Source organism: Sphingobium sp. LB126, assembly GCF_002795205.1.
GTDB lineage: Bacteria > Pseudomonadota > Alphaproteobacteria > Sphingomonadales > Sphingomonadaceae > Sphingobium > Sphingobium chungbukense.
This window is the reverse complement of the sequence record NZ_NETV01000001.1, coordinates 2709578-2722925: the sequence shown is the minus strand read 5'-3', so window position 1 is coordinate 2722925 and position 13348 is coordinate 2709578. Positions and strand designations below refer to the sequence as shown.

The 13348-nt window shown below is 66.6% G+C and carries 10 protein-coding genes; 5 read left to right on the top strand and 5 right to left on the bottom strand.

Annotation, left to right across the window (positions count from 1 at the left end; genetic code table 11):
- The 5 genes from CAF53_RS13365 to pyrF are packed head-to-tail and all read left to right on the top strand — an operon-like array spanning position 1 to position 4230.
- Positions 1 to 876: an SMP-30/gluconolactonase/LRE family protein gene (locus tag CAF53_RS13365; RefSeq protein ID WP_242443441.1), complete on the top strand. Its 876-nt coding sequence runs from the start codon at positions 1 to 3 to the stop codon at positions 874 to 876.
- A gap of 22 nt (positions 877 to 898) precedes the next feature.
- Positions 899 to 2308: a sugar porter family MFS transporter gene (locus CAF53_RS13360; protein WP_046764511.1), complete on the top strand. Its 1410-nt coding sequence runs from the start codon at positions 899 to 901 to the stop codon at positions 2306 to 2308.
- Positions 2309 to 2322: 14 nt separating this feature from the next.
- On the top strand, positions 2323 to 3195 hold the full coding sequence (locus tag CAF53_RS13355) for an aldose 1-epimerase (protein ID WP_084733201.1): 873 nt from the start codon (positions 2323 to 2325) through the stop codon (positions 3193 to 3195).
- Between the two features lie 31 nt (positions 3196 to 3226).
- Positions 3227 to 3559: a LapA family protein gene (locus CAF53_RS13350; protein ID WP_046764512.1), complete on the top strand. Its 333-nt coding sequence runs from the start codon at positions 3227 to 3229 to the stop codon at positions 3557 to 3559.
- On the top strand, positions 3556 to 4230 hold the full coding sequence (gene pyrF / locus CAF53_RS13345; RefSeq protein ID WP_046764513.1) for an orotidine-5'-phosphate decarboxylase: 675 nt from the start codon (positions 3556 to 3558) through the stop codon (positions 4228 to 4230). The genes CAF53_RS13350 and pyrF overlap by 4 nt, the downstream gene beginning before the upstream one ends.
- A gap of 47 nt (positions 4231 to 4277) precedes the next feature.
- Here pyrF and CAF53_RS13340 read toward each other — a convergent pair whose 3' ends face one another.
- The 5 genes from CAF53_RS13340 to CAF53_RS13320 form a co-directional block, all read right to left on the bottom strand.
- Complete coding sequence (locus tag CAF53_RS13340) at positions 4278 to 4685, bottom strand: thioesterase family protein (RefSeq protein ID WP_046764514.1); 408 nt, start codon at positions 4683 to 4685, stop codon at positions 4278 to 4280.
- Between the two features lie 97 nt (positions 4686 to 4782).
- Entirely contained in the window at positions 4783 to 5436 is a 654-nt protein-coding gene (locus tag CAF53_RS13335; protein ID WP_100238301.1) for a porin family protein, read from the bottom strand.
- A gap of 171 nt (positions 5437 to 5607) precedes the next feature.
- Positions 5608 to 7002 carry an L-serine ammonia-lyase gene (locus CAF53_RS13330; RefSeq protein WP_100238300.1) on the bottom strand — a complete coding sequence of 465 codons (1395 nt, stop codon included), beginning with the start codon at positions 7000 to 7002 and terminating at the stop codon, positions 5608 to 5610.
- Between the two features lie 3 nt (positions 7003 to 7005).
- The gene (locus CAF53_RS13325) at positions 7006 to 11187 is read right to left on the bottom strand and encodes a translocation/assembly module TamB domain-containing protein (RefSeq protein ID WP_100238299.1); all 4182 of its coding nucleotides are present in this window, start codon (positions 11185 to 11187) and stop codon (positions 7006 to 7008) included.
- Complete coding sequence (locus tag CAF53_RS13320) at positions 11187 to 13262, bottom strand: BamA/TamA family outer membrane protein (protein ID WP_100238298.1); 2076 nt, start codon at positions 13260 to 13262, stop codon at positions 11187 to 11189. The genes CAF53_RS13325 and CAF53_RS13320 overlap by 1 nt, the downstream gene beginning before the upstream one ends.
- Positions 13263 to 13348 lie beyond the last annotated feature (86 nt).

Sequence of the window (13348 nt, the reverse complement as noted above, 5' to 3'; positions counted from 1 at the left end):
GTGGCACCGCAGCCGCAAAGCATCTGGGGCGTCGGCGCGATATTGGGCGAGGGACCGGTCTGGGTCGCGCGGGATGCGGCGCTGTGGTTCGTCGACATCAAGGACAGGCGCATCCATCGCTTCGATCCCGAATTGGGCGTGGGGCGTAGCTGGGATGCACCCGCGCAGGTCGGCTGGATCGTGCCGACCGACGACGGACTGTTCGCGGCGGGACTGCAAAGCGGGGTCCATCGCTTCGATCCGGCTTCGGGTGACTTCACCCTGCTCCATGCGCCCGAGGCGCATCTGCCCGGCAACCGGCTGAACGACGCCGCCGTGGATCCGTCGGGCGGCCTGTGGTTCGGGTCGATGGACGATGCCGAGGAAGCGGACAGCGGACGCTTCTACCGGCTGCACAAGGGCGTGCTGGTCGAAAGCGGGCTGGCTCGCGTGTCGATCACCAACGGCCCCGCCCTCTCGCCCCACGGCCGATCGCTCTATCACACCGACACGCTGGGCAAGCGTATCTGGCGCACGCGCATCGCCGATGACGGCGCGCTCCACGACACCAGCCTGTTCGTGGAGATAGAGGAGGGCGCGGGCTACCCCGACGGACCCACGGTGGATGCAGAGGGATGCCTTTGGACCGGACTGTTCGCCGGCTGGGCGGCGCGGCGTTACGATCCGGCCGGAAAATTGATGACGGAGGTCCGTTTCCCGGTCGCGAACGTCACCAAGATCGCCTTTGGCGGGGCCGATCTGTCGGTCGGCTATGCCACCACCGCACGCAAGGGCTTGACGGACCGCCAACTTGTCGAGCAGCCATTGGCGGGCGACCTCTTTGCCTTCGATCCCGGCGTGCGCGGACTGCCCGGTCCACTCGCGGCCATTTCATAACGATAAGCAGGAAGGATAGGAAATGACCGAAGGGAGTGCCGAGAGGGTCAATATGGCCTTCATCGCCGCGATCGTCGCCGTGGCGACCATCGGCGGGTTCATGTTCGGCTATGACAGCGGCGTCATCAACGGCACGCAAAAGGGGCTGGAAAGCGCCTTCGCCCTGGGCAAGCTGGGCATCGGCGTCAATGTCGGCGCGATCCTGGTGGGATCTTCCATCGGCGCCTTCCTGGCCGGGCGGATGGCGGACCTGATCGGACGGCGCGGCGTCATGATGCTGGCGGCGGTGCTGTTCCTGGTAAGCGCCCTGCTCGCCGGGGCCGCCGGGTCTTCGGCGATCTTCATCTTCGCGCGCATCATCGGCGGTCTGGGCGTCGGCGCGGCGAGCGTCATTTCGCCCGTCTATATTTCCGAAGTGACCCCGGCCGCGGTGCGCGGGCGCCTGTCCAGCGTGCAGCAGGTGATGATCATTTCCGGCCTGACCGGCGCCTTCGTCGCGAATTTCGTGCTGGCGCGCTATGCTGGCGGGTCGACGGCGGAATTGTGGCTGGGTTTCCCGGCCTGGCGCTGGATGTTCTGGTTGCAGGCGATCCCCGCCGCCATCTACTTCGTCGCGCTGCTGGTGATCCCGGAAAGCCCCCGCTATCTGGTGACGCGCGGGCAGGACGAACGCGCTCACGCCGTGCTGACCCGGCTGTTCGGCGCCGGGGAAGCGACGCGCAAGGTCGCGGAAATCCGCGCGAGCCTTGCCGCCGACCATCATCGCCCCAAGCTCAGCGACCTGATCGACAAGGGCAGCGGCAAGATCCGCCCGATCGTCTGGACCGGCATCGGCCTTGCCGTGTTCCAGCAGCTCGTCGGCATCAACGTCGTCTTCTATTATGGCGCGACCTTGTGGGAAGCGGTCGGCTTTTCGGAGGATAACGCGCTCCAGATCAACATCCTGTCCGGCGCGCTGTCGATCGGCGCCTGCCTTGGCACCATCGCACTGGTCGACCGGATCGGGCGCAAGCCGCTGCTGCTGATGGGGTCGGCGGGCATGGCGGTGACGCTGGCGACGGTGGCCTATGCCTTCTCCACCGCCATCGAGGGCGCGAACGGCGTGGTGCTGCCCGGCAATAACGGCCTGATCGCGCTGATCGCCGCCAATCTCTACGTGATCTTCTTCAACATGAGCTGGGGTCCGATCATGTGGGTGATGTTGGGCGAGATGTTCCCGAACCAGATCCGGGGATCGGGCCTCGCCGTGTCGGGCTTTGCCCAGTGGATCGCCAATGCGGCGATTTCGGTGAGCTTCCCGGCGCTCGCCGTGTCGCCGGGGCTGACGATCACCTATACCGGCTATGCGATCTTCGCGGCCATTTCCTTCTTCTTCGTCCGCGCGCTGGTGCATGAGACGAAGGGGCGCGAACTGGAGGATATGGTCGGCTGAGCCATCGCATCACCTTGCAGGCGGGCGCGGTGGAAGCCGTGCTCGCCCCGGCGATCGGGGGATCGCTGGCGGCGCTGCGCTTCGAGGGGGTGGACATATTGCGTCCCGCCCCTCCGGGCGCAGCCGGCCCGTTGCAGATGGCGAGCTTCCCGCTCGTTCCCTACGCCAATCGCATTGCCCATGGCCATTTCCGTTTCGACGGGCGCGATGCCCGGTTGCCGCTCAATTTCGGGGATCATCCGCACAGCATCCATGGCCTTGGCTGGACCGCGTCATGGACGGTCGCCGCGCTGGAGGAGGATCGGGCGCTTCTGGCGCATCGCCATGAGGGCAGCGACGGCTGGCCATGGCCTTATGAGGCGCGTCAGCTTGTACAGGTGACGTCCGACACGGTCGAGATGTCCCTTGCCATCCGTAATCTGGCCGACGATGCCATGCCGGCTGGGCTGGGTTTCCACCCCTATTTCTGCGCGGACGAAGCCACGATGCTGCGGTTCGATGCGCAAAGCCTGTGGCTCTCGACGCCCGATATGCTGCCGGATCGGGAAGTCGCGGCCGATGCGCTGGGCGACTGGTCGGCAGGTGGGCCGGTGATCGGTGAAAGCCTGATCGACAATGCCTATGGCGGCTGGAACGGACGGGCGGAGGTGGTTCGGGGGGACGGGACCCGCATCGGGCTGACGACCGATGGCGCACCATGGTTGCATGTCTATCGCCCGCCCCGTTCACGCGACTTCTGCCTGGAACCCGTCAGCCATATGCCCGACGCGATCAACCGGGCGGAGGGCATGGATCGGCTTGCTCCAGGGCAGGAAAAGACGCTTTTCCTGCGCATCGCCATCGGCAAATCCGATGAAGCGCTTCCGAACGGCGACAAAATCGCCTAAGCTGTATCGTTCAACAGCTATAGGAGCGTTGATGCAATTTCTGCGGACTGCCTTCTGGGTCGTCATCGCCGTCGCCCTCGCCTTTTTCTGCATGGCGAATTACGTCCCGGTGACCGTTCGCCTGTGGGGCGATCTCGTCATGGAAACCAAGCTGCCCGTCTTGCTGGTCGGCGCCTTCCTGCTGGGGGCCTTACCCTTCTGGATCATGGCGCGCGCCACCCGCTGGCGAATGAAGCGCAAGCTGGAAAATGCGGAGCGCGCCTTGGTCGCGGTCACTGCCGTGCCCGCGACCCCTGCTCCTTCCGGGCCCATCGACGGCCCGGTTGCAGCCACCCCTTCCCTCTCCACCACAGGACAAGCATGACCAGCCCGATCTACGTTGCCATCGATACGCCCGACCTGCGCAAGGCCCAGGACCTTGCGCAGCAGGTGCGCCATCATGTGGGCGGGCTGAAGCTGGGCCTGGAATTCTTCTGTGCCCATGGCCATCATGGCGTGCATGAGATGATGAAATTCGGCCTGCCGGTCTTCCTCGACCTCAAGCTCCACGACATTCCCAATACCGTCGCCAAGGCGGTGCAGGCGCTGCACATGCTGGAACCCGCGATCCTGACCGTCCATGCGGCGGGCGGGCGCGCCATGCTGGAGGATGCGAAGGCGGCGGCGGGCGTCAACACCAAGGTCGTCGCGGTGACGGTGCTGACCAGCCTGGACAATGGCGACCTGCTGGACATCGGCGTCGGCGGCAAGGCCGAGGATCAGGTCGCGCGGCTGGCCGACCTTGCCCGCAGCGCGGGGCTGGACGGGATCGTCTGTTCCGGCGAGGAGGTCGGGCTGGCGAAGCGGGCCTGGCCGGACGGCTTCTTCGTGGTTCCGGGCGTGCGGCCTGCGGGCGGCGCCATGGGCGACCAGAAACGGGCGGTCACGCCGCGGGAGGCGCTGGACCGGGGCGCGTCGATCCTGGTCGTCGGGCGGCCGATCAGCCTGGCGGAAAAGCCCGATCTGGCAGCACGGGAGATCGAGGCGACCCTCTGATCCGCCGGGAGCGGGACTTCAGGAAGGATCAGGCCGCGCCGGACACTTCAGTCGCCGTCCGCCGCGAAGAATTGCTGGATCACCTCCCGTGCCAGGCGCGCAGGGCGGAGCGTCACGGCGTCGAGGCAGCACCAGCTCGACTTGACCTCCGCCAGCACCTCTTCGCCACGACGGATCACGGTTTCGTAGAAGGCACGCGCGCCCTGCACCTTTTCGAGCAGGACGGTGGCGATCACATCGTCATGGAGGAAGGTCGGCTTGCGATAGGTGATCTCATGCTTGAGCGCGACCCAGAGATGCTGTGTCACTGCCTCGGTCGGGGCGAAGGCGCGCCAGTGGTCCAGCACTGCCGCCTGCACCCATTTGAGATAACTGGCATTGTTGACATGACCCATGAAGTCGATGTCGTCCGCTTCGATGCCGACGGTGTAGCTATGGGGAATCGCGTTACTCACAATGATGTCAGTAACAGGTCGGCCAGCGCACCGATAGAGGGGGCGCGACGGACCGTGAAGCTTTGGGGCCAACCGTGGCTGGCCCCAAAATCTTTCGTCAGAAGCGCCAGCCGACGCTGGCAACAACCTGATGGCGGTCGGTGTCGATGCCGAATTCGTCGCTGGTCGCGCCATTGGCGAAATCGATATGCGCGTCGCTATATTTGGAATAGCGATATTCCAGCTTGGCGAAGCTGTTGGCGTTGATCGCCCGCTCCACACCCGCGCCGACGCGCCAGCCGTCGAGCTTGAACGAGGTGTCGGTGGTCTGATTGGTATCGCCCGCCAGCACGCCCAGCTTGGTGTTGGTATAGCCGCCCTTCACATAGATCAGCGTCTGCGGATTGGCGAGGATGCCCGCGCGGGCACCGACATAGAGGTCGCGGCCCTGCTTGACCCGGCCGAAGCCGAACTGGTCAGTGAAGTCGCGGCGGTTGCTCTTGGCGGTGGAATCGGTGAATTCGCCCTCGACACCGACGACCGCGCTGCCGAGACTGACGTCATAGCCTGCGCCGACGCCGTAAAGCAGGCCATCGATCGACTGATCGTCGCGGTTGTTGTCATTGTCGACGCTGCTGCCAGCGCCGGTATGATCGTAACCCAATATCGCCTCGACGCGCGGGCCGGTGAAGGTGGGATTGGGTTCCTGCGCCAGAGCGGGGCTTGCGACCGCTGCACCGGTCAGGAGGGTTGCGGCCAGGATCTTACGCATGTTCGGCTACTCCATTCTTCTTCTCTTCCCCCGGTCAGGAGGGAAGACGGAGAAGTCATGGCGCTTCCGCAAGGTTGCATGAACCTCAGATAAACGACTGATTATGTTGCATTAATATCACGAAATCGACTCGGTTCGTCCCCGCTTCGAGCCTATGGGGCGGTGAGCCGATCAGCATTCCACCACATTGACGGCCAGACCGCCGAGGCTGGTTTCCTTGTAGCGGCTGGCCATGTCCTCGCCGGTCTGGCGCATGGTTTCGATCACCGCATCGAGGCTGACGATGTGGCGGCCGTCGCCCTGTAGCGCGAGATAGGCGGCGTTGATCGCCTTCACCGCGCCCATGGTGTTGCGCTCGATGCAGGGGATCTGGACGAGGCCGCCGATCGGGTCGCAGGTGAGGCCGAGATTATGTTCCATGCCGATTTCGGCGGCATTTTCGATCTGCTGGTTGGTGCCGCCCAGCACGGCGGCGAGGCCCGCGGCGGCCATGGAGCAGGCGACGCCGACTTCGCCCTGGCAACCCATTTCGGCGGCGGAGATGGAAGCGCGCTTCTTGTAGAGGAATCCTATGGCGGCAGCGGTGAGCAGGAAGCGGCGTTCCCCCTCCCGGTCGGCGCCGGGAACGAAGCGGCGATAATAATGCAGCACCGCCGGGATCACGCCCGCCGCGCCGTTGGTCGGCGCGGTGACGACACGGCCGCCCGCCGCATTTTCCTCATTCACGGCAAGCGCGAACAGGCTGACCCATTCGAAGATCTGCGCCGGGCCGAGGGCATTTTGTTGCAGGACCAGCCGGTTGTGGATGCTGTGGGCGCGGCGGCGGACCTTGAGCCCGCCGGGCAACAGCCCCTCTTCCTTGAGACCACGGTCGATGGACGCGCTCATCGCGTCGATCACGCTGTCGAGGAAGGCTTCGGTTTCGCCTTGCGTCCGCCAGGCGCCCTCGTTGCGCAGAACAAGGGTGGCGATGCTGAGGCCGGTCGCTTCACCCAGCGCCAGCATTTCGGCGCCCGAGGAGAAGGGGTGCGGCTGGACGACATTATGGCCGAGCGGGGCGTCGTCGGCCAGCGCGGCGGCGCCGGGCAGCACCGCGCCGCCGCCGACCGAATAATAGTCGCGGACCAGCGGTTCTTCCTGCCCATCGAACCAGGCGGAGAAGCGCATGCCGTTGCTGTGCGCTTCCAGGAATTCGCCCATGCGGAAGACAAGATCGGTCGTTTCGTCGAAGGGGATGAACCGACCGGCCGCGCTGCCGGCACGGATGCGGCCTTCACTGCGGATGGCGGCCAGGATCGCGGGAATGGCGTCGGGGTCGACGCTTTCGGGACGATAACCGGACAGTCCGAGCAATATGGCCGTGTCAGTGGCGTGGCCTTTGCCCGTCAGCGCCAGTGAGCCATAAAGTTCGCATTGCACGCGCACGGGCATGGCGGGCAGCGAATCCATGAACATCAAGGCCGCGCGCATCGGGCCGACCGTGTGCGAGCTGGACGGACCGATGCCGATGGTGAACAGGTCCATGACGCTGATCGCGGCGGCGGCGTCGATGCGGGATTTGGTCACGCCTCAATAATCCTTCGAGATACGGACGTTGGCGCTTTCGCGGCCAAGAGTCGAGATGGCGCCGAGCAGCGAGAGCCAGCGCGTGACCTGATATTCGATGCGGGTGGCGGAATAGCCCTGCCCGTCGGTGATCAGTTCGACATAGGTCTTGCGGGTCAGATATTTGCCCGCCGCGATGGACGTGCCCTGCCCCTGCGTCGGGTCGGCGGCGATGATGCGCAACCGGTCGAGCCCCGCCGCCTTGCGCACCGCGTTGATCGGGTCGAGGCCGCCCTCCCCCTGGAGCGAGCCGACCGCCGAGGCCAGTTGCAGCGCTTCGGGCGCGGACAGGTTGGTGATCGACGTGCCGAAGAGGATGCGGGAGAGCAGTTCGTCCTGCGGCAGCGCGGGGATGCTGGTGAAGGTGATGGCGGGTTTGAGACCCGTGCCGCCGACATGGATGGTGGCGGTGAGGTCGCTGACATTCGCCTCCGCATCGATGTCCAGCGTCGGGTTGACCGGCGTGCGGCCGTCGAACTGGATCTTGCCCTCTTTAAGGTCGAAACGGCGGCCGGCGAAATCATAGGTGCCGCGTACCAGATTGGCGGTGCCCGCTATGGCGGGGCTGGTGACGGTGCCGCCAATGTCGAGATCGGCGCGCCATTCGCTTTCCAGGCCGAGGCCCGTGACGGTCAGACGGTTGCGGGCGTGCGCCTTGATCGCCAGCGCCCAGGGTGTGACGGTGCGGGGGCGTTCGATCTCGTCGCCGCGACGGTTGATCTCTATCACCCGCAGTTCGGGGATCTGCGCCACGGCGGCGGCGCGGCCCATGGTGAAGCGGCTCCGGTTGAGGGTCAGGTCGCCGCCGATGGTGCCGCCCTTGCCGTTGGAACGCAGCGTGATCGGGCCGGTGACGGTGGCGGCGATGTCGTCCCGTTCGAGCAGCGCGGCGTTTTCGGCTTGCAGGTGCAGGTCCATGCCGACGCCCGCCAGCCCCATGAAGGTGAAACTGCCCGTGCCGGTGACGCCGCCGCCATTTTGCGCGGTCGCGCTGAAATTCGTCATGACCAGTTGCGCGCCGGAGAAGCGGCCCCGCGCCTTGACGCCGTGCAGGCGCATGCCGGTGACCGGGCTGTTGATCGCGGCATTGTCGGTCGCGAGCGAACCGGCGATGACGGGATCGCCCAGCGTGCCGCGCGCGTCGGCCATGACGCTGACCGGGCCGGATATGTCGACGATCTCCACCCCCGTCAGACGCCAGAGCGTGTCGGCGGTGCCGTTGTAACGCAATTGCGCGAACAGCGGGGCCCGGTTCAGGCGCTCCATCAGATTGCCCTGAGGACCGAGCGGCGTCAGCAGCGCCTGCGCCCGGCCAATGGTCTGGCCGTCGGCGACGAAGACCATGCGGGTGGCAAGCCGGTCGCGCGTCAGCACGGCGTTGACGCCCGCATCGACGGGACGCGAACTCAAGGACAGGCCGGAACGCGACAGACCGCGCACGCGCAGTTCCGCCTTGCCGGTCGGCATGTCGCCGCGCGTGTGGACATAGCTGAGCGAACCGGTGGCGGTGCCGCCCAGGCCCAGATTGTCGTAAGCGATGTCCAGCAGCGAGAGCGGCAGCTTTTGCAGGCGCGCCTCTATACTGGTGGTCTGGCCGCTGAGTTCCCCGCCAAGCTGGAGCGAGCCGCCGGCAAAGGCGATCGTCGCGGGGGCAAGGCGCCAGCCATCCTCGGTACGGGTGAGGACGGCGGCGCGGGTCAGCTTGATCGGGCGCTTGTCGATGGTGCCGCCCGCCTGGATGCGGATGCGGTCGGGTTCGACCAGCGCCTCGCCGGACATGTCGAACAGGCGGCCGCGCTGGCCCGACAGGCTGGCCGTCACCTTGCCGCTGCCGTCGACGAGTTGGGCATTGGCGGCAAGGCGACCGAGCAATATGCCGCCCACCCGCAGGCCCCGCGCCTGGACGGTCGCGTTGATCGACGTGCCGGCCGGATCGAGCAGAATCGTCGCGTCGAGCTTGCCCCGGCGCACCACGATGACGGTCGGCCCATCGAAGCTGGCGTCGGTCGCGTCGAGCTTGAGCGTCAGTTGCTGCACGCCCTTGACCGGCGCGAAGGCGACCGTGCCCGACAGCGGCCCGGCGACATTCAGCACGCCGTCAAGACCGCCCGTCACCGGGCGCAGGTCGCCGCTCGCCGTGACGCCCGATGCGGTCACGCGGGCGATGCGGACCACGGCCTGACCGTTCGGGGGCAGCAGGATCACGCCATTGCCGGTGAAGGCGCCGAGGGTCGATCCGCCCTCCGCCGTGAAGGCGTAACCGCTCGCATCGGGCACGAGATGCGCGTGCATGTCGGTGACGCCCAGCGCCTTCAGCGGGCTTTGCAGGACGAGATCGACGGTTGGACGGTCGATCTTCCCATCCAGCGTCAGCCGCAGCGGGCCATAGCTTCTGTGCTGGCCGCTGCCCTCGAAATGGACCGTGCCGTCGTGGCGGCGATAGCCCCTGGCGTGGAGCGCGATCAGCGGCGCTTCCAGGCGGAGATCGGTGAACTGAAGCTGGCCGTCCGGCCCCAGCGACAGCCCGCTGCGCACCGTGGGCAGGCCGCTGCCCAGCGCGCGCAGGAAGCCGTTGTCCAGCCGCCGCATCCGCGCCATCGCGTGGCCGCTGAGCGTGAAGGCGCCCTTGGGACCCGGGACGGCGCGCAGTTTCGAGGTCAGGTCGACAATGCCGAGGCCGTGAATGGCAAGACCGCTGATCTGGCCGTCGAGGCCAATGTCGTAGCGGCCGGATTTGAGGTCGGCGAGGAAGATCAGCTTACCCCGCAGCTTGTCGGAACGGACCGACATCGGATTGCTGACGATCTGCTGGTTCTTGAGTTGCAGCGTGCCGTCGAGGGTGAAGTTGCGGATGATCCCCTCGACCAGCGGCCCCTGCCCGTCGAGGCTGCGCGCGCGCAGATGAACCGGGATCAGGGCGGGACCGCCCTTCACCTTGCGCCCCTTGCCGTCGGCGCGCACGTCATGGATGACGGTCTTGCCGAAGGCGAGTTGCTTCGCCGTCAGCAGATATTCATAGCCGAAGCGTGCAAATGGCCCGTCGAGGCGGATGCGCGCGGCGACATCACGACCGTTCATCGATTTGAGCAGGGCCTGCGGACGAGCGAGCTGCACGTCGACGAGCAGATTGTCGAAGCCATTGTTGCGCAGGTCGATGCCGCCGTCGGCAGTAAGGGCGATCGCGGTGGAGCGGAGGGAAAGCTTGCCGTCGATCACGCGGTTGGTCATCGATCCGTTCGCCTGGATGGCGAGGCGCGGCGCGGAAAGGCGCTGAAACAGGCCCTGACCGGCAATGGCGGCCCCTTCGATCGTACCGCTGGCGGCATAGGCGCCGCTGCGCGCGGAGAGCTTGAGATCGATGGCCGGATCGCCGTCCAGCGTACCGGCGAGGCGGCCGTTCCAGCGGGTCCAGCTACCCTTGCCCTGGATGCGGAGATTGGCGTCCTGCTTCAGCCCCGCCATCGCAGCCAGCACGCCGCCCTCAGGGGCATTGACGGTGACGTCGAGATCGAATTTATCGTCGTCCGGGCGGCTGTCGAGCGCGATGTTGAGCGCGTCCTCGCCATTCAGCACCCGCGCCGACAGGTCGATGATCGCGCGGCCGCCGCGAATATCGGCATCGCCCGACAGCGTCGCCTGCTGCACCCGGCCAGTGACGCCGCGATCGATGGTGAGGCGGCCGACGGAAAATTGCATCAGCCGGATGTCGAAGCCGGGCAGGATCGGCCCCTGCCGCTCGGCCGGGTTCAGCTTGGGCAGCTTGTGCAGCGTCGCCTGGGGGATGACGAGCCGGTCGATGTCCAGCCGGTTGGAAAGCCAGGCAAAGGGCCACCAATCCAGTTCCACGCGTGGCGCGTCGAGGAAACTGCCCTTGGGATCGGACAGGGTCAGCCCGTGCAGGACCGCCTTGCGATAGATGCTGCCGTCGATCCGGTCGACATGGATGCGCAGACCCGAAGGCGGGCTGATCCGCGCGATACGGGAAACGAGGAAACGGTGGCCGGGTGCGGTATCCAGCCAGGCCAGCGTGCCCGCCACGATCAGCAAGGTGCAGGCGAACAGTCCGAAGAGCCAGCGCTGCCAACGTCCGTCCCAGGCGCGGCGGCGCGGCTTCGTTTCCGCCCGGGCTTCTTCGCCGTCCGCCATCAGAAGGCCTGACCCAGAGAAACATAGACGGCGACCTTCGGATCGCCGGACTGCGGGTTGATCGGCGTGCCGACATCGATCCGGATCGGGCCGAAGCTGCTGTAATAGCGCACGCCCAGCCCCGCGCCGATGCGCAGGTCGCGGAAGCGCGGCAGGAAGCTGGTCGAGATATTGCCCGCGTCGACAAAGGGCACCACCCCGAAATTGCCGAAGCGGATGCGTGATTCCAGCGAGAATTCGGCAAGGCTCTTGCCCCCGACCGGATCGTCGTTCGGGCCGTAGCGCGGACCGATGGCCTGATAGCCATAGCCGCGCACCGATGCGCCGCCGCCCGCATAGAAGCGGCGCGAGGGCGCGATCCGGTCGACCGTGGAGCCCAGGATCGTGCCGAAGCGGGCACGCGCGGCCAGCACGATATGGTCGCTCATCGGCTGGTAGACGCTGCCGTCCAGTTGCACGCGGGCATAGCCGAAAGTCGTGTTCTGGAAGGAGAGTTCCGGACTGAGGCGACCGCCCAGGCGGAAGCCCTTGCTCGGATTGAGCAGATCGTCGCTGCCGTCATAGGTCAGGCTCAAGGGAATGGCACCGATGAGGAAAGTGCGGCGATTGCCGCCGCTGAAGGCGTCGGCTTCGTCCGATGCGATCAGTTCCGTTCCGATGCGCCAGACCCATTTCTTCTGGAACAAGATGTTGGTCTGCCGCTCCAGCGATCCCGACAGGGTGATGGTGCGCGCGTCATAGGCGTCGCGCTTGATGTTACTGATCGAGACCAGCCCGGTCAGCACATTGTCGCGGCGGCGGAAATTGTTGCGGCGATAGGTGAAGGAGGCGGTCTGCTCCTGCGTGCCCAGCACGCCGCGCAGGGTGACGGCCCCTTCGGGCGGGAAGAAGTTGCGATGCGTCCAGCTCACTTCCGCGCGATAGCCCTCCCCCGTGCCATAGCCCAGTTCGCCCGCAATGGTGCGGAGCGGCGCGGGCTTGGCGTCGATGGCAAGGTCGACATGCTCGCCATCACCCGCATCCTTCGGCGTCATGTTGAGCGAGGAGACAAGGCCCGTCGCGACCAGTGCCTGGCGCAAATCCTCCACGTCGGAGGCCATATAGGTGTCACCCGGGTGGAAGCGGGCGATGCGCTGGACATGGCGGGCGCTGAACAGCCTCTCGTCCGCCATGACGATCCTGCCGAAGGTGCGGTAGGCGCCGGGATTGACGACGATGTCGAGGTCGCCCTTGCGTTCCTCATGGTCGATGCGGACCTCCGGTTCCTCGACCTTGCCGAAGGGGAAGCCGTTTTCCGCCAGTGCGACCGCCAGCGACAACTGCCCGGCCAGGATCGCGTCGGCGTCGACCGGATCGCCCGGCCTGGGCGGGAATGCGGCGCGCAGCCTCGGCTCGCGATCGCCAGTGGTGTCGAGGCCGGCGACATCGACGGAGGAGAGCAGATAACGGGCGCCGGGCACGATCTGGAAGGTGACGGCCAGCCTGTCGCTGCCGGCGGGCGGCGCGGCCACCATGCCCCGGACGCGGGACGCGTAATAGCCCTTGGCCCGCAGCAGCCGTTCGAGCAGATCGCTGTCTTCCTTGATGCGCCGGTTGATCTGGGCGAGGTTGGCGGGCTTTCCTTCCCCCTGGCGAAGCACCGACAGTTCGTTGAAGCGGGTGGTGAATGGGGCGTCGGCGATCTCGTCGATACCGTTCAGGGTGAGGGCGTAGCGCCGCTCCTCCCCGGTGTCGGTGAAGGTCGCGGCTTCCACCGCCGGTTCGGTGTCCTCCCCCGGCGTCGGGGGCGCCACTGCCTCCTGCGGTGCGTCGGGCGTTTGCGGCGGCAATTCCACCATCGGCACGACATCGTCGGACCGGCCCATGTCGGGCCAGTCGACGCCGATGTCGGGCATGGGCGATAGGCCCGGATCGAGCGGTCGGTCGCGATCGGGCTGGGGTTCGGCTTGGGCACCCGACTGGGGCGCCGCCTGCGCATGGGCGGCGGGCGCGAGCAGAAGCAGCGGCGCGAGGCAGAATCGGGCAGCTTGCGGAAGGCCTGAAATGCGGCGGCAGGTCCGCAAACCGGTATTCATATGCCTGATCTAGACCAATTATCGGGACAAAGGCCAGCCCCGAAGAGCATCGGGGCGATACCCCGCCCCATCCGCGGGCCCCATCC

Coding starts and splice junctions, on each gene's coding strand:
- pyrF (WP_046764513.1), top strand. CDS start 3,556: ATGACCAGCCCGATCTACGTTGCCATCGATACGCCCGACCTGCGCAAG.
- CAF53_RS13335 (WP_100238301.1), bottom strand. CDS start 5,436: ATGCGTAAGATCCTGGCCGCAACCCTCCTGACCGGTGCAGCGGTCGCA.
- CAF53_RS13325 (WP_100238299.1), bottom strand. CDS start 11,187: ATGGCGGACGGCGAAGAAGCCCGGGCGGAAACGAAGCCGCGCCGCCGC.
- CAF53_RS13360 (WP_046764511.1), top strand. CDS start 899: ATGACCGAAGGGAGTGCCGAGAGGGTCAATATGGCCTTCATCGCCGCG.
- CAF53_RS13320 (WP_100238298.1), bottom strand. CDS start 13,262: ATGAATACCGGTTTGCGGACCTGCCGCCGCATTTCAGGCCTTCCGCAA.
- CAF53_RS13350 (WP_046764512.1), top strand. CDS start 3,227: ATGCAATTTCTGCGGACTGCCTTCTGGGTCGTCATCGCCGTCGCCCTC.